Annotated in this window: 18 protein-coding genes; 12 read left to right on the top strand and 6 right to left on the bottom strand. The window is 64.0% G+C overall.

The features are described from left to right. Positions 1 to 96 precede the first annotated feature (96 nt). Together AEB_RS00545 and AEB_RS00540 are read right to left on the bottom strand one after the other, a co-directional pair. The gene (locus AEB_RS00545) at positions 97 to 534 is read right to left on the bottom strand and encodes a hypothetical protein (protein ID WP_119081339.1); all 438 of its coding nucleotides are present in this window, start codon (positions 532 to 534) and stop codon (positions 97 to 99) included. A gap of 105 nt (positions 535 to 639) precedes the next feature. After that, complete coding sequence (locus AEB_RS00540; protein ID WP_145985248.1) at positions 640 to 3,342, bottom strand: acyltransferase family protein; 2,703 nt, start codon at positions 3,340 to 3,342, stop codon at positions 640 to 642. A 5-nt stretch (positions 3,343 to 3,347) separates the two neighbouring features. On the opposite strand from AEB_RS00540, the gene AEB_RS00535 reads away from it, so the two are divergent. From AEB_RS00535 to AEB_RS00485, 11 genes are all read left to right on the top strand, one after another. Further along, positions 3,348 to 4,724: an acyltransferase family protein gene (locus AEB_RS00535; RefSeq protein WP_172592951.1), complete on the top strand. Its 1,377-nt coding sequence runs from the start codon at positions 3,348 to 3,350 to the stop codon at positions 4,722 to 4,724. Positions 4,725 to 4,875: 151 nt separating this feature from the next. Beyond that, positions 4,876 to 5,778 (top strand): sulfate adenylyltransferase subunit CysD, encoded by a 903-nt coding sequence (gene cysD / locus AEB_RS00530; RefSeq protein ID WP_231958832.1) that lies wholly within the window; start codon positions 4,876 to 4,878, stop codon positions 5,776 to 5,778. After that, on the top strand, positions 5,778 to 7,697 hold the full coding sequence (gene cysN / locus AEB_RS00525) for a sulfate adenylyltransferase subunit CysN (protein ID WP_119081335.1): 1,920 nt from the start codon (positions 5,778 to 5,780) through the stop codon (positions 7,695 to 7,697). Before cysD ends, cysN begins: the two co-directional genes overlap by 1 nt. A 25-nt stretch (positions 7,698 to 7,722) precedes the next feature. Beyond that, entirely contained in the window at positions 7,723 to 8,469 is a 747-nt protein-coding gene (locus tag AEB_RS00520) for a 3'(2'),5'-bisphosphate nucleotidase CysQ (protein ID WP_119081334.1), read from the top strand. Between the two features lies 1 nt (position 8,470). Continuing rightward, the gene (locus AEB_RS00515; RefSeq protein ID WP_119081333.1) at positions 8,471 to 9,250 is read left to right on the top strand and encodes a sulfite exporter TauE/SafE family protein; all 780 of its coding nucleotides are present in this window, start codon (positions 8,471 to 8,473) and stop codon (positions 9,248 to 9,250) included. Between the two features lie 154 nt (positions 9,251 to 9,404). Continuing rightward, complete coding sequence (locus AEB_RS00510; RefSeq protein WP_119081332.1) at positions 9,405 to 10,529, top strand: Gfo/Idh/MocA family protein; 1,125 nt, start codon at positions 9,405 to 9,407, stop codon at positions 10,527 to 10,529. Between the two features lie 24 nt (positions 10,530 to 10,553). After that, positions 10,554 to 10,991 (top strand): UDP-N-acetylglucosamine--LPS N-acetylglucosamine transferase, encoded by a 438-nt coding sequence (locus tag AEB_RS00505; protein WP_231958831.1) that lies wholly within the window; start codon positions 10,554 to 10,556, stop codon positions 10,989 to 10,991. Beyond that, positions 10,988 to 11,497, top strand: coding sequence for a glycosyltransferase (locus AEB_RS00500; protein WP_172592950.1), 510 nt, complete (start codon positions 10,988 to 10,990; stop codon positions 11,495 to 11,497). The genes AEB_RS00505 and AEB_RS00500 overlap by 4 nt, the downstream gene beginning before the upstream one ends. 6 nt (positions 11,498 to 11,503) lie before the next feature. Next, on the top strand, positions 11,504 to 12,382 hold the full coding sequence (locus tag AEB_RS00495; RefSeq protein ID WP_119081329.1) for a hypothetical protein: 879 nt from the start codon (positions 11,504 to 11,506) through the stop codon (positions 12,380 to 12,382). A 96-nt stretch (positions 12,383 to 12,478) separates the two neighbouring features. Continuing rightward, entirely contained in the window at positions 12,479 to 14,473 is a 1,995-nt protein-coding gene (locus tag AEB_RS00490; RefSeq protein WP_145985247.1) for an acyltransferase family protein, read from the top strand. Then, positions 14,470 to 15,045, top strand: a complete 576-nt coding sequence (locus tag AEB_RS00485; RefSeq protein WP_119081327.1) for a serine O-acetyltransferase — start codon at positions 14,470 to 14,472, stop codon at positions 15,043 to 15,045. The genes AEB_RS00490 and AEB_RS00485 overlap by 4 nt, the downstream gene beginning before the upstream one ends. 12 nt (positions 15,046 to 15,057) lie before the next feature. On the opposite strand, the gene AEB_RS00480 is transcribed toward AEB_RS00485, so the two are convergent. The 4 genes from AEB_RS00480 to AEB_RS00465 all read right to left on the bottom strand — a co-directional run bounded on the left by AEB_RS00480 (position 15,058) and on the right by AEB_RS00465 (position 19,752). Further along, positions 15,058 to 16,023, bottom strand: coding sequence for a sulfotransferase family protein (locus AEB_RS00480; RefSeq protein WP_172592949.1), 966 nt, complete (start codon positions 16,021 to 16,023; stop codon positions 15,058 to 15,060). Positions 16,024 to 16,109: 86 nt separating this feature from the next. Beyond that, positions 16,110 to 17,399, bottom strand: coding sequence for a hypothetical protein (locus AEB_RS00475; RefSeq protein ID WP_119081325.1), 1,290 nt, complete (start codon positions 17,397 to 17,399; stop codon positions 16,110 to 16,112). Continuing rightward, a complete protein-coding gene (locus AEB_RS00470) occupies positions 17,396 to 18,685 on the bottom strand; it encodes a hypothetical protein (protein WP_145985246.1) in 1,290 nt (429 codons plus the stop codon). The genes AEB_RS00475 and AEB_RS00470 overlap by 4 nt, the downstream gene beginning before the upstream one ends. 20 nt (positions 18,686 to 18,705) lie before the next feature. Next, positions 18,706 to 19,752, bottom strand: coding sequence for a glycosyltransferase (locus tag AEB_RS00465; RefSeq protein ID WP_119081323.1), 1,047 nt, complete (start codon positions 19,750 to 19,752; stop codon positions 18,706 to 18,708). Between the two features lie 403 nt (positions 19,753 to 20,155). Here AEB_RS00465 and AEB_RS00460 point away from each other — a divergent pair, with 403 nt between their 5' ends. Continuing rightward, the gene (locus tag AEB_RS00460) at positions 20,156 to 22,552 is read left to right on the top strand and encodes a GH12 family glycosyl hydrolase domain-containing protein (protein WP_172592947.1); all 2,397 of its coding nucleotides are present in this window, start codon (positions 20,156 to 20,158) and stop codon (positions 22,550 to 22,552) included. Positions 22,553 to 22,624 lie beyond the last annotated feature (72 nt).

The following is a 22,624-nucleotide window of genomic DNA, read 5'->3' as shown; positions in this document are numbered from 1 at the left end:
GGGCGCTCTGAAGCAGGTTCGCGGAGCTTCGCTGAGCCGCAGAACTCCGTGCGCGCATCCGCATTGCCAGGCTCCGGCATCGTGTCTGCATGGCGGTCAGTTGAGCCCCGCATCGCTGGCGCCCTGCCGCGCGAGCGCATCGCGGGCGATCTCGAAGGCGCGCTGGGCGTTCCGCCGGCCGGCGATCATGCCAGAGCCGAGCGAAGGCTTTTCCTCGGCTATCTCGCCAAGAGCGGCCTTGAGGCTTTCGATCTCTGCCCGCAGCTGCTGGGTCTGGCAGCGCTCCGCGTTAAAGGTTTCCAGCGGCACCCAAGCGCGGACGCCGTTGATGGGGCGGGTGAAGCAGGCTTCACCGCCGCACTTGGCGACTTCGCCGCCGAGGGCATCGAGCAGGGCCGAGATTCGCCCCAGGTTGCGCGGGTCGCCCGCAGCCTCGGCCTGTTCCGGGGTGCCGGCCAGCGCGGAGCGCAAGTCGCGGGCTGTCTGCCGCGCGGCGGTGGCCAGCCCTTTGCTGTGGCATTCGTTCGGGGACATGCTGGTCCGCTTCCCTGGAAGATGACGATGGCCATCTTCTAGGGGCGGCATGGTTAAAAGCTGGTTTACCTCGGCGGACTTGTCAGGCCGGATCAGGGCAAGGCGCTATTTCCCGATAACCGGCATGCTCAGATATTTCGGCAGCCGCAGGCAGACCAGATGCATGGCCACCGGCACGCCAACCCCCACCGCGAGCCCCACCACGAAGGCGATCGCAGTATTATGGACGCCGAGCTTCCACAGTACCGTCCGCATCGCCGCGCTGGCAGCGGGATGCCAGAGATAGATGGTGAAGGAATAGGCCGCGAGCCTTTCCAGCCCCCTCATCTTGGGGAGATAGAGCAGCAGCAGAACCACCGCGCCGGCGCCGCCGATCCAGGTGATCAGGCCCGTCTGGTCGGGACCAACCGCTTCCGGCTGTCCAAGCGGCTTCATCGCGATTGAGCCGACCAGCATGACCAGTGCGAGGACGCTCACCAGCGGGTTCATCATCCAGTCGGACCTGCGCTGGATCACGAGGCCGAAGAGGAAGAAGGGGAGCAGGAGCAGCCCCTTGCGGATGTAGGTGACGGGGCTGGCGGGCAGCACGGTATAGAGCACGATCGGCACCGCGATCAGGGCCACCCACACCCCCACGGTGGGGTGGAACTTCTCGTCCACGAAGGCAACGATCGCGAACATCAGCAGGATCGCGTAGATATACCAGAGATGCTCATATCCGTTGGCGTAGGTCGCCAGCAGGCCGACGCCGGGCTCGTGGAATATCACCGCCTTGATCGCCCAGAACACGGCGTTGGCGAAGAGAAGCGGCACGGCGAGCTGCTTGAGCTTGCTGGCCATATAGGGGCCGAAGCCTTCGCGCGTGGCTGGCATGGCGCCGTAGATGTAGCCTGCCATCGCGGTGAACAGCGGCAGCCGCACCACCTCGAGGGCGTCCATGATGGCGTGCCAGGTGGAGGGCCGTGGAACCTCCAGCCCGCGATCGGGGCGCACGCCCAGCACATGCAGCGCGACGATGAGGACGCAGGCGAGCCCGCGCACCGTGTCGAGATTGGTCGGCCGGTACGCCGCCCACTTGCCCGGCTTCGCCGGTGCGGCGCGCTGCTCTGCCAGCGTACTCAGCGCACCGATCGACATCTCGTGCCAGTCGGCCGGCAGCGGCGAGATAAACGCTTTCAGCTGACTTCGCAGGCGCTGCCTCTGCGCCTCGTCGCCGCCCAGCGAATCGAAGCTTGCCCCGGCGTCCAGCGCATCGTCGCCGAACTCCCGGGCAAAGGCGGCTTCGACATCGGCGGGCGTATCGGCCAGCGCGACAAGCTCGTCGATGGACTTGCTTTCCCAATCCTCCGGGAGTTGCGGCAGGAATTGCTCCAGCCGCAGCATCATGTCGATGTAGCTCAGCGAATCGCCATCCAGCGAACGGAAGCTTTCGCGCCGATCCCTGGCTGGTTCACCGAACTTCGCCAGGAACGCCTCGGCAATGCCGGCCGCCTGCTCGCCGGGGGCAGCTGCATCCTTGGCAGGATCCTGCGCCTGTGCGCTGAAGGCCCCGAATTCCGCAGAGACTTCCTTGCGGCGAATCTTGTTGGTCGTCGTTCGCGGGATCGTCTGCACCCCGAACACGGCCACGCTGTCGGCCACACCCATGTCGCGGGCCACTTGCTTCGCGGCGGCTTCCAACGCCGTCACTTGGGCAGGGCTGGCGGTTTCTTCGTGGGCGATGGCGACGATCTGTCCACGAAGCGGGTGATTTCCGGGGGCCACGGCATAGGCAAAATCCAGCCCGACAATGGCCCGCAGGCGGTCCTCGAAAACTTCCGAGGGCACCTTGATCCCCCCGACATTGATGAGATCGTCCGCGCGTCCGCCGAAGACGAGGCGTCCGTCTTCCATGCGCCCCAGGTCGTTGGTGGTCAGCCAGCCATCCGCGTCGGTGAGGGTTTGCAAACCGCCCGCAGTGATGATGCCCGCGGCGACATGCGGGCCGCGAATGGCAATCCGACCGTCGTCGGCGATTCGCACCTCCACCGCACCGCAGGGGCCACCCACCGAATCGAGCGCCTCCCCTTCCTCCTTCGAAATATCGAGGAAGGTGCTGCGAGATGCTTCGGTGAGGCCGTAGTGCTGGACGATGCGGGCGTTGGGGAACAGTTCGCGGATCGCTTCCTTCTCCGCACGCGTCATTGCCTGGCTGCCGATCTCCAGCCAGCGCAGCTTGGCCCCGGCGGATCCGATGCGCGCGCGCTGGCCGAGGAGGACCCGCAGCAGCGTGGGAACGGCCGAGAGGGCGTTTACCTCATCCCGTTCGAGCATGCGGGCAAGTTCGTCGACGCGGAAGCCGTGCTCGGGGAGATAGCTCGCGCCGCCGGCGGCCGACACCGCCCGGACGCGGCCGAAGCCGAAGGAGTAAGTCACGGGAACGCCGACATATTCCCGAACGCTGGCATCCATTTTCATGAAGTCCACCAGGCGGGTCGTGACGTCGCCCAGAGACTGATGTGACAGCAGGATGGCCTTGGGCTCACCCGTCGATCCGGAGGTATGGACGACCTGCGCAGGCGTGGAATCGTGGCGCGGGGAGATCGACTGGGTGAACCAGCCGCCGCCACTGGCGCAGGAAATGCGATCGACCACCGAAATTCCGGCGATGTTCGGTTGAGTGCCGGGTTCGATGGGCATCGCCACCTTGCCGGAAGAATGGCAATCAAAGACAGCGCGCAGGAAGTCGATCGAACTGATGCGCTCGATGGCCACGACCTCGATATTGTGCGAGTGTCCCATCTGCGCTTTCACAATGTGTGTGTCCACCACGTGTGACCCGCCTTGTTCATGAGTTCGAGCGGCTTGGTAACGGCGGGGTTCTACGGCTGCAAAGGCGCTGCCGCTCTGATTTCGATCTGCCTCAATTCGATACGCTTTGCGAGTCCCCCGTATCCTTCCCTATGCGCGGCCGGCCGTTGATCGCACGAGGGGGGCGGCCTTTCCTAAACTGGTTGCGGCGCAGCATAAATGATGAAAGGCAAGTTTTTGAACGCCGGATCGAGTTGCGCCCCTCAGGGGTGCCAGATGCTAGTGGAAGGCTGCGCGCAGGGATGGTCGAACAATTGACGGCGCAAGCCCAGCCCCGCAGTCGCCTTCACGGTATCCAGGCGGGGCGGGCGATTGCCGCGCTGGCGGTGGTGATTACTCATGCCGTGGGACAAGTTATCATAGAGCCCCCGGTGCATGCGCATTTCTTCGCGCGCTACGGCGTCACCCTGTTCTTCGTGATCAGCGGCTACATCATGGTCGTCTCAACCGGCCCTGCCGCGTTCGATCCGTTGCGGTTCGTCAAGAACCGGGTCCGGCGCATCGTTCCGTTATACTGGATTGCCGTGTTTCTGATGGCCGCGCTGACGCTGCTCATCCCCAGTGTATTCAGAAAGACGGCGTTTGATGCGGCGGAAGTGGTCAAGGCGCTGTTTTTCATCCCGTCCTATGCGGAAGATGGTTCGATACGCCCCTTTCTGAAGCTGGGGTGGACCCTGAATTTCGAAATGTTCTTCTACCTGTGCTTTGCATGCCTGTTCGCCTTCACCGACATCATGCGGGCCGCGCTGCTCAGCGCGCTCTTCCTCTTCCTCATCGCGCTGGGTTCGGTGTTCGATTTCCAGAGCGCTCCGCTGGCATTCTATACCCGTATCGACACGCTGGGCTTTGTGGCGGGCGTTTGGCTGGCGGTCGCCACGCGCAGGCTTCCCCCGTTGCACAAAGGGAATCTGCTGGCCGCGGGATTTGCCAGCCTCGTGATCGTGGCGGCGATTCTCGCCTATTACGAGCCGATCCGGGACAATCCGTGGACGCAGATATGGGTCATCATCGCCTGCGCCTTGCAGGTTGCCGTGCTGGCCGGCGCGCCGCGGCTCGGCTGGTCTACCCCGCGGTCGCTGGAAGTGGCGGGCGATGCGAGCTACTCCATCTATCTGTTCCACATGTTCGGCGTGGGCCTGGGCGCCCTGATCATAGCGAAGATCTTGCCGGGTTCGGTGTGGATTGCGATCCTTGTGGCCGCGCTTCTCGGGGCCATGAGCGGACTGGCAGTCTATGCGCTGCTGGAGGCGCGAATGAATCGCTGGATACGCCGCATGACCGACGCGAAACGCCAGCCCAACACGCCGATCCGGCCGCTTAGCCCGAATGACGGATTGTGACGGGGGCCACGGCCGGAGCGGGCTATCCCGGCCTGCTGCGTTCGGGCTGCGGCAGCAGGCTGCCAAGTGCGTCCAGCTTTGAACCGATCAAGAATTTTTTACCAAGAGTTGCCTTGCGACCGGCCGGCCTATGGGGCAATCCCATGTTGCGATGCAGCGATTGACCCATCTTGAGCGGCTAGAGGCCGAGAGCATTCACATCATGCGCGAAGTGGTGGCGGAGGCGAGCCGCCCCGTCATGCTCTATTCGGTGGGCAAGGACAGCGCCGTGATGCTGCATCTGGCGAAGAAGGCCTTCTACCCTTCGCCGCCGCCCTTCCCGCTGATGCATGTGGATACGACGTGGAAGTTCCGCGACATGTATGCACTGCGCGACAAGGCGGCTCGCGATGCCGGGATGGAACTGATCGTGCATCAGAACCCGGAAGCGAAGGAGCGCGGGATCAATCCATTCGACCACGGTCCGCTGCACACGGACATGTGGAAGACGGAAGGGCTGAAGCAGGCGCTGACGAAGCATGGCTTCGACGCGGCCTTCGGCGGCGCGCGGCGCGACGAGGAGAAGAGCCGCGCGAAGGAGCGGATCTTTTCCTTCCGCACCGCCAGCCACGGCTGGGATCCCAAGAACCAGCGCCCGGAGCTGTGGAACCTCTATAACGCCCGCAAGAACAAGGGGGAGAGCATCCGCGTCTTCCCGCTGAGCAACTGGACCGAGCTCGACATCTGGCAATACATCATGGCCGAGAATATCGAGATCGTGCCGCTCTACATGGCCGCGATGCGCCCCACGGTGGAGCGCGACGGGCTGTTGCTGATGGTCGATGACGATCGCTTCCCGCTGGCGGCGGGGGAGGAGCCGGTGATGCGCTCCATCCGCTTCCGCACGCTGGGCTGCTATCCGCTGACAGGCGCGGTGGAAAGCACCGCGGCGAACCTTTCCGAAGTGGTGCAGGAGATGCTGCTCACGACCACCTCCGAACGGCAGGGGCGCGCGATCGATCGCGACGCCGGCGATGCCAGCATGGAGAAGAAGAAGCAGGAGGGCTATTTCTGATGGCCGATCTCTCCACTCAGGAACCCACCTATCGCACCGATGCCCTCATTGCAGAGGACATCGATGCCTATCTCGAGCTGCACCAGAACAAGGGGCTGCTGCGCTTCATCACCTGTGGCAGCGTGGATGACGGCAAGAGCACGCTGATCGGGCGCCTGCTCTACGATTCCAAGATGATCTTCGAGGATCAGCTCGCCGCGCTGGAAGCCGACAGCAAGCGTGTGGGCACGCAGGGGCAGGAGATCGACTTCGCCCTGCTGGTGGACGGCCTTGCCGCCGAACGCGAACAGGGCATCACGATCGACGTAGCCTATCGCTTCTTCGCGACCGAGAAGCGCAAGTTCATCGTCGCCGATACGCCGGGACACGAGCAATATACGCGCAACATGGTGACGGGCGCCTCCACAGCCGACCTCGCCGTGATCCTGATCGATGCGCGCAAGGGCGTGCTGCCGCAGACGCGGCGGCACAGCTTCCTCGCCAAGCTGATCGGCATTCCGCATGTGGTGCTGGCAGTGAACAAGATGGACCTCGTCGGTTACGACCAGGCGACGTTCGATGCCATCGTGGAAGATTACCGCGCCTTCGCCAGCGGTATCGGGATCGAGGCCTTCACTCCCATCCCCATTTCGGGCTTCAAGGGTGACAACATCACCGCCGCGCCTTCGGCCAACACGCCGTGGTATGGCGGGCCGAGCCTCATCGACCACCTCGAGACGGTGGAGATCGCGGACATGGCGGCGCAGGAACATGCTTTCCGCATGCCGGTGCAGTGGGTCAATCGGCCCAATCTGGACTTCCGCGGCTTCTCGGGCCTGATCGCAAGCGGCACGGTGAAGCCGGGCGATCCGGTGCGCATCCTCCCCTCGGGCAAGACCAGCACTGTGAAGTCCATCGTGACCATGGACGGCGATCTGGCGGAGGCGGTCTCCGGCCAGTCCGTCACGCTGACGATGATGGATGAGGTGGATTGCAGCCGGGGCGACGTGATCGCGGCAGCGGGCGATCCGCCGGAGAGCGCCGACCAGTTCGAAGCCACGATCGTGTGGATGAGCGACGAAGCGCTGATCCCCGGCCGGGGTTACCAGCTCAAGCTGGCAACGCAGACCGTCACCGCCACGGTGGCCGAGCCGAAATACGAGATCGACGTCAACAGCCTGGAGCATCTGGCGGCGCGGACGCTGGGTCTCAACGGGATCGGCGTGGCCGAGCTGACGACCGAGCGGCCGATTACCTTCGCGCCCTATGCCGATAACCGGCAGCTGGGCGGCTTCATCCTGATCGACAAGATCACCAATGCCACCGTGGCAGCGGGCATGATCCACTTCGCCCTGCGGCGGGCGCAGAACGTCCACTGGCAGGCGCTGGAGATCACGCGTGAACAGCACGCGTCGCTCAAGAACCAGAAGCCGGCGGTGCTGTGGTTCACGGGCATCTCCGGCTCGGGCAAGTCCACCATCGCCAATCTCGTGGAGAAGAAGCTGCACCGGATGAACCGGCACACCTTCCTGCTCGATGGCGACAATGTGCGGCATGGGCTCAACAAGGATCTCGGCTTTACCGAGGCGGATCGGATCGAGAATATCCGCCGCGTGGGCGAAGTGGCGAAGCTGATGGCGGACGCCGGGCTGATCGTGATCACCGCCTTCATCAGCCCCTTCCGCGCCGAGCGCGAGATGGTGCGCGCGATGCTGCCGGAAGGCGAATTCATCGAAGTGCATATCGACACGCCGCTGCAGGTGGCCGAATCCCGCGACGTGAAGGGCCTGTATCGCAAGGCGCGCGAGGGCAAGCTCAAGAACTTCACCGGGATCGACAGCCCCTATGAAGCGCCGGAGCAGCCCGAATTGCATATCGACACCACGGCGATCAGCCCCGAGGAAGCGGCACAGATTATCGTCGACCGGTTGATCGGCTGAGCCGGGGCAAGGGGGGCATACAGCAATGACCGACGCGGAACTCGCCGCCCATCTCGCCGACTGCGCCGGGCGTATCCTGTTGCAGGTGCGAGACAGCGGGATGTTCGAGGGCAAGGCGCTGGGCAAGGCGGGCGATCAGACGGCGAACCAGTTCCTGGTCCACGCGCTGCGCCAGCAACGGCCGGAGGATGGATTGCTGTCCGAAGAAAGCAAGGACACGGCGGAGCGGCTCGGCAAGTCACGCGTGTGGATCGTCGATCCGGTGGACGGCACGCGCGAGTATGGCGAGGCACGCGCCGACTGGGCGGTGCATGTCGGACTGACCATCGATGGTGAGGCGGTGACCGGCGCCGTGGCCCTGCCGGGGCTTGACGGCGGAACCGTGTTCCGGACGGACAAGCCCGTGTCGCTTCCCGTGCATGATGGCCCGCCGCGGCTGCTGGTCAGCCGCACGCGCCCTGCTGCCGAAGCCGTTGCCGTGGCTGAGCGCTTGGGCGGCGAACTGGTCGCCATGGGTTCCGCCGGGGCGAAGGCCATGGCCGTCATCCGCGGTGAGGCCGATATCTACCTCCATTCCGGCGGCCAATACGAATGGGACAGCTGCGCCCCGGCGGCAGTGGCAAAGGCGCACGGCCTCCATACCAGCAGGATCGATGGCAGCCCGCTCGTCTACAACCAGCAGGACACCTACATGCCTGACTTGCTGATTTGTCGGCCCGAATGGGCCGAGCCGGTATTGAATTCGCTCCAGGCGATGGCGCGCACGGCCTGAGATGGAGCCGGGCTACGCCCTGGCGGGGGCCTTCGTCGGCTTCCTCGTGGGACTGACCGGCGTCGGCGGGGGCTCGCTGATGGCGCCCATCCTGATCATCTTCGGAATCAATCCGGCCACCGCCATCGGCACTGATTTGTGGTTCGCCGCCATCACCAAGTCCGTCGGCGGCGGAATTCATCACCGCCTCGGCTCCCCGGACTGGAAGATCGTGCTGCGGTTGGCAGCCGGCAGCATTCCCGCGGCCCTGCTCACGCTGTTCTGGCTCGCCCGATACCAGGGCGGGAGTCTCAAACCGGAATTGCTCATGCATTTGCTGGGCGTCGCCCTGCTGGTGAGCGCGGGCATGATGCTGGTGAAGCCGCGATTGCATGGGCCGCTGCTGCGCTTGCGAAACGCGCTGGGCCCCGCGATGCGCAGCCGGCAGGTCGCCGCGACCGTGATCGGCGGCGCGGTGGTAGGCAGCCTCGTCACCCTGACCTCCGTGGGCGCGGGCGCCATCGTGGCAGTCATGCTCGCCATTCTCTACCCGCTGCGGCTGCGCACCCGGTCCATCGTGGGCACCGATATCGTGCACGCGGTTCCGCTCGCGCTGGTGGCGGCACTCGGGCACAGCTGGCTGGGTAATGTGGATGTAACGCTGCTCGGCAATCTGCTGCTGGGCTCGCTTCCCGGCATTGTGATCGGTTCGCTCGTCGCGGGGCACGTGAACGAAGTGCTGGTGCGCACCGCGCTGGCCACGATGCTGGCGATTTCGGCAATCAAGATGATCTTCGGCTAGCGCAGGAAAAACGGCGCGAGGCCACAAGGTGAAAATGGTGTCCACGAAACTGGAGTGACTGCCCCCGTTTGGATCAGAGCCGTTATGCTGCACTGCGGCACTTGCGGCTCGGGGGGGTGAACTCTAGGAGGGGCGCAGCAAGAGGGAATTAGCCATGATTCAGTCCGAAGTGCCGGGTGTTGTCGTCGTCGGCTTGGGCAAGATGGGCATCTCCCACCTCGCCATTGCCAACGCCAGCCGCCATCTCCGCGTGGTCGGCGTGTGCGACAGCTCGAGCCTGGTGGGTCAGGGCGTGGAACGGTACTGCGGTATCCGCTTCATCAAGGATTACAACGACGTCATCGCCATGCCGGAGGTTGACGCGGTCATCATCGCGACGCCCACGCGGGTGCACGACATGATGGTCTCCTCGGCGCTTGAGGCGCGCAAGCATGTGTTCTGCGAAAAGCCGATGACGCTTTCCGCCGCGGCAAGCCGCGCGCTGGCGGATACGGCGGAGCATGCGGGCCTGGTGGGGCAAGTCGGCTACCACAATCGGTTCGTCGGCACCTTCGGCGAGGCGAAGCGCTTGATCGACCTCGGCGTCATCGGCCGCGTTCGCCATGTCCATGCAGAGGCATATGGTCCCGTGGTGCTGCGCCCCACGGCTGCAACCTGGCGCAGCGACCCCAAGGAGGGCGGCGGCTGCCTCTATGACTATGCCGCGCACCCGGTGAATCTGATGAACTGGTATGTGGGCGCGCCGATCATGTGCGGCGGCGCCGAACTGCCGCAGCAATATTCCACCGGCGTGGAAGATGCGGTCTATGCCAATCTGACGTTCCCCAACGGCGTGACTGGGCAGGTTTCCGTCAACTGGTCGGACGAGACCATGCGGAAGATGACCACCCGCGTGACCGTCTACGGCGATGGTGGCAAGATCATCGTCGATCGGCAGGAACTGATGATCTACGTCGGCGCCACCGGAAAGCAGATCGACGGCTACGGCGAAGGCTGGACGGTGCGCAACATCACCGAACTGACCGAGAACGTCGATTACTACCTCCGCGGCGAGGAATATTCGGCGCAGATTGATGCCTTCGGCCGCGCCATCACGCAGGGGAACGGGGCGCTGGAGAACGGCTTCGCCAGTGCCGCGCAGACAGACCTGACGCTGGAAATGATCCGCGCGGCGGCTTCGGCCGAGCGCGTTCATGCCGAGTATGTTCCGGCGGAAGTGGATCGGTCGGAGCCGGTGCGGCGCCGCCGCGGCCTGCTCGCCAAAGTCATCGGGCGCTGATCCGTTATGGCCGCCCGTCGGAAAATGCTCGCGATCGCATCTGGCGGGGGGCACTGGGTCCAATTGCTGCGCCTGCGCCCGGCGTTCGAGGAATATGACGTCGTCTTCGTGTCGATGCTGGAAAGCTATGCCGAACAGGTCGGGGAAGCGCGCTTCCACTTGGTTCCCGATGCTTCCCGCTTCGACATCAAGGGCTTCGCGCCGGTCTTCACCAAGGCGCTCAGGATCATCCTCAAGGAACGGCCTGTTGCCATCGTGACGACCGGATCGGCGCCGATGCTGGCGTTCATCCTCCTTGGCCGCCTGTTCGGCATTCGCACGCTGTGGGTGGACAGCATCGCCAATTCGGAACGCATGTCCTCCTCTGGCCGGATGGCGCGGAAGCTGGCGCATCAGGTCGTTTCGCAATGGCCGGAAGTGGCCGAGGCCGAGGGCGTGCCGCATTGGGGGGCGGTGATATGATCTTCGCTTCGGTCGGTTCCATGCTGCCGTTCGACCGCTTCGTGCGTGCGGTGGACGACTGGGCGCGCGATAACCCGCAAGAGCCGGTCTTCATCCAGATCGGCGAGGGCGAGTACGAGCCGCAGCACGCCCCGTGGGCGCGCATCGTCCCCTACAAGGAATATCGCCAGCGTCTGGAGGGCTGCTCGCTCTTCGTCGCGCATGTCGGCATGGGTTCTATCCTTCAGGGGCTGGAACTGCGCCGACAGATGCTGCTGCTGCCCCGCCAAGCGTCCCTGCGCGAACATACGACCGATCACCAGCTGCATACGGCGGCCCGCTTCGGCCATGTCCGCGGGCTGCGGATCGTGGACGATGCCGCCGCGCTGAAGGCCGGCATTTCGGAGCTGCTCGCCAACCCGCTGCCGGAATCGGAAGGCCTTCCGCCTTTCGCTCCGCAAGCGATGACCGACAACATAGCCTATTTCCTGCGCACCGGCAGGTCACCGCTCCAGAGGGGGAATTAATTCACCATGGATCGCATTCTTTACGGCGATAACCAGTTCTTCGGCATCAACCATGCGTCGGAGGAGAAGGCCCGCCAGCAGTTGATGAAGTTCCAGGATATCCGCGTGATCGCGGATACGCTGCACGATGCCTATGATGCAGGGGTGCGAGGCTTTGCCTGCACCACGCATGAGCGGATCATCGAACTCGTCAAGATCATCAAGAGCGAGCCCGAGCGGTGGGAAGGGCTGCGGTTCTATCCGGGCATGCCCTATGCCCATAAATACGCCAATGCGGTCACCGAGCTGGGCTATTTCGGCGCGCTCAAGCAGTTGCTGCCGTCGGGCGGCATCGTCGATGCCATGATGCGCGGCGGCAAGGCCCTGGTCAGCGGTGACGTAGCCAAGGTCGCCACCTTGCTGATCGACGCCGAGATGAAGGCCTTCAAGGGACTGGATACGCCGGTCATCTTCCTGCAGAATATCGTCACCGACCTGATCCTTGGTCTCGGCTATTACGAAGCCTTCGCCATCTTCGAAGAGCATGTTCGCACGCGTTACAACGCGGAGGCGGGCTTTTTCAGCATGAACCTGCCGATGCTGCTGCCGGCGCTCGATTCGGTGGGGCTCAAGAACCCGATCGTGTGCGCAAACGTGAACAAGTCGGCATTTCGCATGTCAGGCGGCATCGAGGCCTATCGCGAAATCACCGCGAAATATCCGGCGCGGGTGATCGCCATGTCGGTGCTGGCATCGGGCGCAATCTCGCCCAGCGAAGCGATCGAGTGGGTGGTGAACGAGCCCTATGTCGAATCCATCCTGTTTGGTGCATCCAGCAGGCGGAACATCGAATCCACGGTGGAACTGATCCGGAAGTTCGATGCACGAAAGGCTGTACCAGCCTGAGAAGACAAGCCTTAGGGGGTAAGTCAGCGATGAAGCACGCTTCGCGTTCCGCAGCCACACCGTTCTCCCGCGGCGCCTGAGGGACTTCGCGCGACCTTGGCGGTTTTCGGACAGATGGTATCGGGCCGTTTCCCCTGGCGCTTCGGCCGCCCCGCCGAGTTGCTGCGGGAGGAAGAGCCCGCCGCGGTTCCCTCGGGCGCGGTGCACAGCTATCGGCCCGACATTGACGGTCTGCGCGCGCTCGCTGTGCTTTCGGTCGTCTTCTATCACGCCGGCTTCCGCGGCTTCAGCGGCGGCTATGTCGGGGTGGACATCTTTTTCGTCATCTCCGGCTATTTGATCACGGGGATCATCGTGCGTGATCTGGAGGTCAGCCGGCACACGATCGCGCGTTTTTATCGCCGGCGCGTCCTGCGCATCTTCCCCGCACTGTTTTTCGTCACGCTTGTCACCACAGCGCTTGCGGCGATCTTCCTGCTGCCAAGCGAGCTGGAGCGCTACGCCCGTTCGCTGGCGGCCGCGACTCTCTTCGGGTCGAATGTCCTGTTCTATGGCGAAAGCGGCTATTTCGATGCTGCGTCCGAGGTGAAGCCGCTGCTCCACACCTGGTCGCTGGCGATCGAGGAGCAGTTCTACATCATCTGGCCGCTGGCGCTTGCCTGGGTAGGCGCGACACGGCTGCGGCGATTGCGATTACTGGTCTGGACGGTGACGGCCGCCAGCCTAGTCGCTGCCATAGTCATGGTGTCCCGCGACCGGGAGGCGGCCTTTTACCTCCTTCCCAGCAGGGCCTGGGAGCTGGGGATCGGCGGGGTGATCGCCACACTACCCCGGCGGCCGCTGCCCCGCTGGCTGGACGAAGTGCTCGCCGCGGCGGGCGGGCTGGCGATCCTGCTATGTGTCTGGAAGTACAATGTGCTGACGACATTTCCCGGGCTGACGGCGGTGCCGGTGTGCGGCGGGGCCGCGCTCATCATCCTGACCGGGACGCATCGGGCCACGCTGGTTTCGCGGATCCTGTCTTTGCGCCCGGCGATCTTCGTCGGGAAAATCTCCTACTCGCTTTACCTGTGGCATTGGCCCGTTCTGGTGTTCGCAGCCGTTTCCTTGCTTCCCGGTTCGCGCATGACGATCAATCTGGCGGCGGTTGCCCTATCATTCGTGCTGGCTTTCCTTTCCTGGCGTTTCGTCGAGACGCCCTTCCGGGTTGGCGGGCCGCGGTGGTCGGATCGCGCGGTGTTCGGTGCCGCGCTGGCCGCCATGGCCGCGGCGCTGGTCACTGCGGGTGTGCTTCTGGCCGCTAATGGGTTTGCCAACCGCTATTCGCCGCACGAACGCAAGATCGCGAGCTACCTCTATCTTGATCAGGAGGAGAGCTATCGCAGCGGCAGTTGCTTCATCTCCGACTACAGCCAGACCTTCGCGAAGGATCGCTGCCTCCAAGCAGGCGGTGGCAAGCCGCTCGTGCTCCTGATCGGCGACAGCTATTCGGCCCATCTGTGGCCGGGGCTTTCGCAGGCTGACAGCCCCTTCACTATTGCGCAGGCGAGCATGGTCGGCTGCCCACCGGGCATTTATCCCGGCGTCGGCGGCAAGACCTGCGAACGCTTCTTCCGCTCCCTCCTGACGCAGTGGGTGCCGGAGCATAAGCCGGCTGCGGTTCTGCTCGCCGGCCGGTGGCATGTGGGTGACTACGATCTGGTACGGGCTACTCTGGCGGATCCGCGCTTGGCTGACACGAAGTTGATCCTGATCGGCCCGCCGCCGCAGTATGAATCGGCACTGCCGCGGCTGCTGGTCGCGGCGGAGAGCAGGAAGGATCCCCATCTGCCTGCCCGCTTCGCCGATCCTCAGGCGTTTCCGGTCGACCGGAAGCTGCGGGAGATCGCGCGAGAGGCCGGCGTGCCTTACATCTCTTTGATCGACAATCTCTGCCGCGGCAAGGATTGCCGCGTCTGGGCGAAAGACGATATCCCGCTGCAGTTCGATAACGGCCATTTCTCCGCAGTCGGATCGCGGGAGGTTGTGGACCTTATCGAGAAGGATCTCGTCGGCATCATCAATGGCGATGGGCGCGGTACCGCTCCATGAGCCCGCTGCAGGCAGACGTGTTTCGGGCGACCGGGCGGACGGGCTGGGCGGCCACGCTGGCGTTGTTCCTGAAGGACGCCGGGTTTCGGCCGGTTCTGACGCTGCGGCTTCATCAGCGATGCAGCAGCGGTTTCCCGGGCCGCCTCCTGGCGCCATTCATCGCTCTGGCGCACAGGTTCTTGGAAGGGTGGGCAGGCATGCAATTGCCGCTCTCTACAGTCGTCGGACCGGGCCTCGCGATCGCGCATTGCTTCGGCGTTGTCGTCAATGGCAAGGCGGTGCTGGGAAGCAATGTGACGCTTTTCCACGGCGCTACCATTGGCCAGGGCGACGAGATCGGGGCCGACGGCGAGCGGCGCACCTTCTATCCGGTCATTGCGGACGATGTGTGGATCGGCCCCCACGCCGTCATCGCGGGAGATGTGCGTGTCGGCTCCGGCAGCCGCATTATGGCAGGGGCGGTGGTGGTGAACGACGTCCCCCCGCGATCTATGGTCGCGGGAAATCCGTCCCGCGTGGTCCGCGAAGATTGCCTGCCCGACGTGTTCAACAGGGTGCCAATCGGCCCCTGACGGCCGGGCCGATCAGTCGTAGCCAAGCCGCCGGTTGGCTTCCCCGCAGATGGCCTCGAACATCTTTCGCTGGGCAGATGTCCATTCGATTGCCCGGGTTGCAGGATTGTAGGCTTTGTCTTTTACCGGGGTCCAGTCGACGCCTCCGCCCTGACCCACGGAGCGCACGGAGGACCCATAGATCGGCATGTCGTCCAGCCCGTCGAGGTCACCGGCGCGCGGTTCACGCCCCAACCATGCGAGAATCTTCTCGGCATAGCCGCGTCGGTCGGCATTCACGTCCTCATATCGCGCGATCATCATGCGATCGCCATAGGGTCCGCTACGGAATCGCTCCACGGCCTGCGCGGCTTCGCGGAACTCCACGCAAAGATCTTCGAACGAGCGGCTCCACGGGTTCTTCGTGAAGCTGCGGCGGAAACTGTCGACGATATAGCGGCCGTCCCGCACCACGAGCACTGCGCGGTCCTGCGGGAAGACCAGCGGGAAAAGATCGATGCCGTAGAAATGCGGTTCCTTGATGAGGGTCATCGAACCTTCGGGCGCCATATCCAGCAGGCGATTGCGGAGGCCAGCTGCCGCAAAGGCGAGCCAGCTAAGACGGTCGAACGCCTGCGCACTCGGCGGGTGGTAATGGTTGATGAGCTCAAGAGGGCCGTCGAACGCCTGCGGCCAGGCCAGGATCGGCAGTTCGTCGAACGCAATGCCGGGCCGCTCGACCTGCGAGATATGCAGCATCATTTCGTAAAGGAAATTGGTCCCGCTGCGCGGCATCAGTCCGAAGACGAACAGCAACTGCTTGTCTTCGAACTGGCGCTGCGCCGAAAGCGAGGTTTCCGCCAGATGCGCCCGCTGTTCTTCCGAGAGCTGGGCGCCTCGCGTCAGCTCGGTGTTGAAGGTGCTCTTGCGGGCGAGCCGGCGCAGGAAGAAGGACGGCCGCATGAACCGCATCTCATGAAATCGCTTGTCCGGCGTCATGCTGTTCTCCTTACTCATTCGATCGTACTGGCGGCCGGTCACCGGACCAATCGCCTGCTACGGCACCGGTATGCCACGCTCTCGGTTTAACTTGGTGCCAGAACTTCGCTGGCGGCGTTGGTGGCCTTGCCCCGGACCTCGGCGCGCCAACGCAGCGATTGGCGCACGATCCAGATACAGAAGGCCGTCTCCCCCAGGATAATGCCGCCGATCGACCACAACGGGCCAACCAGGAACAGGAGCAGGAAGACCGTCGCGATGGAGAAGCCGCACGATCCTGCGCTGGCCCAGGCGAGCCGCCGGAAGGCGCCGCCGGCCTGCAGCATCGTCGCCTCAGGCGCGCGGATCAGGCGCAAGCCGGCCACGCACATCCATAGGGCCGATCCCGTGGCCATCGTGGCCAAAGGATAGGTCGGGGGGAAGACCAGGTTCGGCGCAAAGAGGAACATGCCGGCAACGGCAGCTGCCGTGCCCAGCAGCACCGCCAGGAGCATCCAGCGAAACTGACGTGCCGTCTTGAACACCCTCTCCACGTGCCCCGCCGCCAGATCCATCGCCATGTGAGCCCGTTCATATTCCACCAGCGCATTCTGCAGCACACCGATGGGGCGGATCATGAGAGCGGTCGCCGCAATCGGCGCATAGGCTGCCGGTCCCGCCACGGCAGTGACGATATAGACGTGGGAATTGACGGTCGCCTCGGTCGTGATGATCCCCATCAGCGACCAGCCCGAATGGCTTTTCCAGATCGGGATATATTCGGCGAAGGCGCTGGGGTGAAAAGAGGTGAACTGGCGTTTGAGATAGGCCGCGCCGAAGGGGAGCAGGCCGGCCACCACGCTGACGAGCAGGATGGTATAAGCCAGCACCAGTGACGTAATATCGAGATAGGCCAGCGTACCGATGCCCAGGAGCAGAGTGGAAGAATAGGTGAGGTCGGACGCCATGGTACGCAGGCGATTGCCGGTCGCATAGGCATAGGCGCGCGCGAACCAGCGCAGGAGGAAGGCCACGGCGTAACCGGCAAACAGCAGGGCCGGCGCCATTGGCAGGCCCAGCGCAAGACCAAGCCCGGCGATGAGCGGAAAGGCAATCATTGCCGCCAGCAGGTTCACGCCGAATATGCACCGGACCAGCCGTTCGCGCTCTTCGGGGCCGGCGTTGTTGAGCAGCGCGGGCAGGGGCGCGCAGAACAGCGCGCTCCAGATTCCTGCCGTGAAGAAGGAGGTGGTGAGGAGGAAAGAGAAGCTGCCGAACTCCCCCGGTGTGAGCAGCCGTAGCAGCAGGAGCGAAAGCACGAACTGCGCCACGGCCCCCGAAATCGGGCCGAGGCCGGCGACGACATAGCGCGTGAGCTTGGGCAGAGCCTTGATCATGGCTGGCCTGCCCGCGGAGTGGAGGTCGCCAGCGCTTTCCTGCGGTTTGCCCCCTCGGGCGAGCTCCGCCACCGGCGCGACTGGTGCAGCACGCAGGTGCAGAAGGCGATCTCGCCGATAATGATGCCGCCGATCGACCAGATCGGCCCGGCGAGCGCGAGCAGAAACAGCACCGAAACGATTGAGAACCCACAGGCGACGACGCTGGACCAGGCAAGGCGGCGGAATTCTCCGCCCGCCTGCAGCATCGTCGAGTCCGGTACGCGCACCAGCCGCACCGCCGCCGCCCCGATCCACAGCGCTGCCCCGGTGATCAGCACCGCCATCGAATACTCGCGGGGGAACAGCACGTTGGGAAACAGCACGAACATCACCGCCGCTGCCAGGGCAGTAGCCAGCAGACCCGCAAAGAGTACGAGGCGGAACTGGGCCGCCGAATGGATCACGGCGTGCATGCGGCCACCGGCGAGCTCCGCGGCCATCTGTGGCCGCTCGAACTCTTCGAGAGCGTTCTGGAGAACGTTGAGCGGGCGCACCAGCAGCGCCGTGGCGGCGACGGGGGCATAGGCTGTGGGCCCTGCGATCAGGGTGACGATATAGGCATGCGAATTGATCGTCGCCTCGGTCGTCACGATGCCAAGCAGAGACCAGCCCGAATGGGCGCGCCAGATCGGCCGGTAATCCGCGAAGGCGGCTGGGTAGAAGGACAGGAACTGGCGCTGCAGATAGGGCAGGCCGAAGGTCAGCAAGGCCGCCAGGATGGAGACGAGCAGCACGGCGAAGCTCAGCTGCAATGACACGCGCCCAGTGGCGGCCAGCCCGCCGATCCCCACCAGCAGTACCGCGGAATAGACGATGTCCGAACGGGCGGTGCGCAGCCGGTCGCCGATGGCGTAGAAATAGGACCGACCGAACCAGCGCAGCAGAAACAGGGCGGCGTAGATGGCGAACAGCAGCGCTTCCACAAAGGGAAGCCGCAGGGCGAGGCCCATGCCGAGGAACACCGCCAGCGCCAGCAGGGCGGCCATGCCGCTCATCGCGAAGATGCAGCGAAGCAGCGCCGCACGCTCGGCCTGCCCGCTCTTGTGCAGCAGGGCCGGCAAGGGGGCGCAAAACAGCGCGCTGCACACGCCGGCGCTAAAGATGGACGCGATAATCAGGAAGGAAAAGGTGCCGAACTCCGCCGCGCCGAGCGAGCGCAACACCAGGAGCGAGAGCAGGAACTGGGCCAGGGCACCCGAAAACGGCCCTACCCCAGCAACGGCGTAGCGCTGAAGCCTGGGCAAAGCTTCCGAAGTGATCGGCACTATTGCGACAGAGGATGAGGGGCGGTGGATGCCGGAGAGGGGCTGCCCTTCGATCCGTCACCAGCGTCCACGATGATCCGCGCGGCCAGGCGCCTGTTCGGATCCGCGCGCCGCCGGAAGATTCCCTGGATCAGCCCGATCGCGCTGACGTTCCACGCGGTGAGCGAATACAGCCCGAGCTTGATCGACCCCCGGCGCCAGCTGAGAAAGGCGAGCGGTGCGATGAGGAGGGCGATTAGTGGCAGCCAATTGCCGGTTGCGATACAGGCGAGCAACAACAGCCACCAGGCGATAACCACCAATCCGGTGCGGACATGGCCGAGACGCCGCAGCACGATAGGCAAGTGGGCCCTGCCCAAGGCCCCACGCAGCACCTCGCCCGGTGCGCCCGAATAGCCCGACTTCATGCGGCGCAGCAGCAGCTTGTAGCCGCCGACGGCATGGCCATAATGCTCGACCGCGGGCTGATCGATCCGCGCCAGTTTCCAGCCTTTGGCCTGCAGCCGCGAGCCGAGTTCGAATTCTTCGAACGCGTGGAGATTGCGATCGGCAAACCAGCCCACCTGGCGGATGGCTTCGGTGCGATACAGGCCGCCACAATCCAGCCGGTCCACGATGCCGGGCTGCCAGCCGCTGCGTTGCGCGGTGGCCTTGGCCCTGATCTGAAACTCCTCGGCCGTGGTTTCCATTTCGCGCACCCGCCCGCCGACACCGGCGACCTCCGGATGCGCTTCCAGATAGGCGATACCGACCGGCAAAAATTCCGGATCGAGCACCATGTCCCCATCGAGCAGGTAGAAATATTCTCCGCGGGCATGCTCGAAGGCCAGTTGGGCTCCGGCGCCGCAGCACCGCTCTGCCGGATTGGCCAACTGGACGATCCGTACGGGGAACTCGCTAGCGATTTCGAGCGTCCGGTCGGTGGATCCGCTGTCCGCCAGCACTACCTCGCCGCTCAGCGGCCGCACAGCCGCCACCGCGCTCGCAAGCGCGCGGGCGATATGCTTCTCCTCGTTGAGGGCCTTGATGCCGACGGTAACTTTCAAAGCCTTGACCTGTCCTTCAGCAGTCCCACCCGACTGCCCGCGAAGACTTTCAGTCTGCGCGAACTGAGGCGATTGCCTGATAGATGGTGCGCGCGGGGGCGACAAGGCCAAGCCTTCGCAATTGCACAAAACTGCCGTGTTGCGCGCGGATCGTCTCGATCATGCACAGATTTACACCGATCAGTGTCGCGATCGGACCAAGAGAGGCGGCCCGCACGGCTCCGGGCCCTGCCAAAGTTTTCTATGGTTTATATGTCATTAGGCCTGACCTCTAACGCCGAATACACTGGAGAGGCCGATAGCTGGTGTACCCCACACACCAGGAATCGAATAAATGTCCTCCACGCAAATGCAAGCCACAGCGACCACTTCCCAGAGTTTAGTGGATGCCGGAACTAATGACATGCTCATCGGCGCCCCGGGAGCGTGGCTTTCAGGCGGTAAAGGCCATGACACTTACAATGTCTGGAGCGCCGACGTGCGTATTCTGGAACGAGCGGGTGAAGGTGTCGATACTTTCAACGCCCGGTTCTGGGGAGCAGTCACTCTGCCGGACAATGTGGAGAATCTCGTCCTGTTCACCAAGGGCAACACGCTCGGCGTCGGCAATGCCCTTGCCAACACGATCACTGCCAGCCCCTACGGTTCGACGCTCAACGGCATGGCCGGAAACGACACGCTGATCGGCGGCGCAGGGTCCGACATCTTCGAGTTCGGCAAAGGAAGCGGACGGGACACCGTCGTGAACTTCCAGCAGGGCTGGGACAGCATCCGGTTGAAGGATTTCGGCGTCCACAGCTTTGAAGAGTTGCTCACCCACGGCCGGCAGGTCGGGGCGGACGTACAGTTCTACCTGGGCGGTGATACGCTGGTCTTGCAGAACACGGCCCTGTTCAAACTGCAGGCCACCGATTTCGAGTTCCGCCTTCCTGCGCCGCAGGCGACAGAGGGCTATCTTGAGATGGACGGCGCCGGCAGGGCCTTCAACGCCCACGGCTGGTATGTTCACAACAACGCCTGGGGTTCCGGGCAGCTGGTGGAAGGCGTGGATTACACGCTCGACAGCGTTTACAGTCGCGACGACATGACCAGTGGAACCGAGTTCACCTGGTCCTATCCCTACGGAACCAAGTCGGCCTACAACATCCTCGCCTATCCGGAGGTGTCCTTCGGCGTGAATCCGAAGGCCGCGGTCGGCCACAAGGGCAATCCCACCGACACGGCGGCCGTGTTCCCTGTACAGGTGGACGATATCGCCTCGCTGAAGATCGATTTTGACGTGAGCTTCAGCGGGACCGTTTCGGGCTTCAACGTCTCCTATGACATCTGGCTGACCGACAAGCCGTTCGGCGGGCGCGAAAGCATCACCAACGAGCTGATGGTGTGGCTCCACACGGGCGATTTCCCCCCGGTCGGCAAGGTGGTCGGCACCTATACGCAGGACGGCCAGACGGCCTCGATCTATCACGAGGGCACCTACACGGCGGTCGTATTCGACAAGGACTGGCCGAGCGGACAGCTCGACATGGTGGCCCTGCTTGGCACGCTCGAGAAGCTCGGTATCGTCTCTTCTGACGAATATCTCGCCTCGATCAACCTCGGCGCGGAAGTAGTGTTCGGCAACGGGTCGCTGACGGTGAACAACCTCGACTTCACGCTCGAAACCCGCGGGGACGACGGGACGATCATCAGGAAGGAGGTCACCGGCGCCGGGACCACCGTCACCGAGATCCCGCCCGAGCCTGCGGTCCATGTCGAGGACATCGTCACTGCGGGCGCGCTGGTCGGGTTCAAGAGCACGACGCACGACGGCGATCTGTCCAAGACGGAATGGTGCAACACCGATGGCAAGCTGGTGAAGTCCGAAGTGGCGAAGTGCCATGGGGAGATGACCGAGACGCAGTTCTTCGATGCCAACGGCAAGTTCACCGGCGCCGATCAGTTTACGGAGAAGGCCGACGGGAAGACCTCCCTGCAGCATTTCGACCAGAACTGGACTTTCCTGGGCGCCGAAAACACCGTGGTGCTCGCTTCCGGGCAGACCAGCATCCGGTCTTACGACTCGGGTTGGCATTTTACCGGTGCGCGCAACGTGGTCGACAAGGGCGATGGTGCGAGCTCGATCCGCTATTACGACGCGAAGTGGCAGTTCACCGGCTCGGATGAAATCTCGGTGAAGGACGGCGTGACGAGTACGCGTCATTTCGATGCCAACGCGAAGTTCACCGGCGCGGATAACCTTTCGGTGCGCGACGATGGCTCCGTGTGGAACCTACATTACGACAAGGACTGGAAGTTCGCCGGAGCGGAGGTTTCCAGGCCTGCAGCGGACGGCGTCGTGGTGACCACCGAATATGATTCGCATTGGACGGCGCTGGAGCGGACACACGACGGAACCATCGGCGATGATATCATCTCCGCCGGTTGGGGCTCAAACCTGCTACGCGGCGGCTTCGGCTCCGACATTCTCATCGGTGGCGGTGGCAAGGACATGTTCGTCTTCGACACCACGATCGGCAATGACGATGTCGACATCCTCCGTGGCTTCAAGCACGGCACCGACAAGATTGCCCTGGACAGCCATATCTTCGACGACGTGGACGTCGGCGGGCATTTCGCGCTTTCCGCCTTCGCGGCTGGCCCGACCGCTGTCGATGCGGACGACCGAATCATCTACGACCGGGCGAGCGGCAATTTGTACTACGATCCGGACGGCAACGGTGCGGCTGAGGCGGTGCAGTTCGCACATCTGGACAACCGGCCGGTGCTGACGGCGCAAGATTTCATCCTGATGGTCTAAGCGCGAAAACCGACGGAAAAGCTGCGTTTCTGATCGCGCGCAGCCACACACCCCGGGGTGCATGTGGCTGCG

It is taken from the genome of Altererythrobacter sp. B11 (assembly GCF_003569745.1).
Lineage (GTDB): Bacteria > Pseudomonadota > Alphaproteobacteria > Sphingomonadales > Sphingomonadaceae > Croceibacterium_C.
Note: the sequence above shows the minus strand (reverse complement) of the source record. Positions and strands in the feature narration are given on the sequence as shown.

Bases quoted from the DNA above. Each gene is read 5' to 3' on its own strand.
- AEB_RS00545 (WP_119081339.1), bottom strand. From the start codon at position 534: ATGTCCCCGAACGAATGCCACAGCAAAGGGCTGGCCACCGCCGCGCGG.
- cysD (WP_231958832.1), top strand. From the start codon at position 4,876: ATGCAGCGATTGACCCATCTTGAGCGGCTAGAGGCCGAGAGCATTCAC.
- cysN (WP_119081335.1), top strand. From the start codon at position 5,778: ATGGCCGATCTCTCCACTCAGGAACCCACCTATCGCACCGATGCCCTC.
- AEB_RS00520 (WP_119081334.1), top strand. From the start codon at position 7,723: ATGACCGACGCGGAACTCGCCGCCCATCTCGCCGACTGCGCCGGGCGT.
- AEB_RS00515 (WP_119081333.1), top strand. From the start codon at position 8,471: ATGGAGCCGGGCTACGCCCTGGCGGGGGCCTTCGTCGGCTTCCTCGTG.
- AEB_RS00510 (WP_119081332.1), top strand. From the start codon at position 9,405: ATGATTCAGTCCGAAGTGCCGGGTGTTGTCGTCGTCGGCTTGGGCAAG.
- AEB_RS00505 (WP_231958831.1), top strand. From the start codon at position 10,554: ATGCTCGCGATCGCATCTGGCGGGGGGCACTGGGTCCAATTGCTGCGC.
- AEB_RS00500 (WP_172592950.1), top strand. From the start codon at position 10,988: ATGATCTTCGCTTCGGTCGGTTCCATGCTGCCGTTCGACCGCTTCGTG.
- AEB_RS00495 (WP_119081329.1), top strand. From the start codon at position 11,504: ATGGATCGCATTCTTTACGGCGATAACCAGTTCTTCGGCATCAACCAT.
- AEB_RS00485 (WP_119081327.1), top strand. From the start codon at position 14,470: ATGAGCCCGCTGCAGGCAGACGTGTTTCGGGCGACCGGGCGGACGGGC.
- AEB_RS00480 (WP_172592949.1), bottom strand. From the start codon at position 16,023: ATGACGCCGGACAAGCGATTTCATGAGATGCGGTTCATGCGGCCGTCC.
- AEB_RS00475 (WP_119081325.1), bottom strand. From the start codon at position 17,399: ATGATCAAGGCTCTGCCCAAGCTCACGCGCTATGTCGTCGCCGGCCTC.
- AEB_RS00460 (WP_172592947.1), top strand. From the start codon at position 20,156: ATGCTCATCGGCGCCCCGGGAGCGTGGCTTTCAGGCGGTAAAGGCCAT.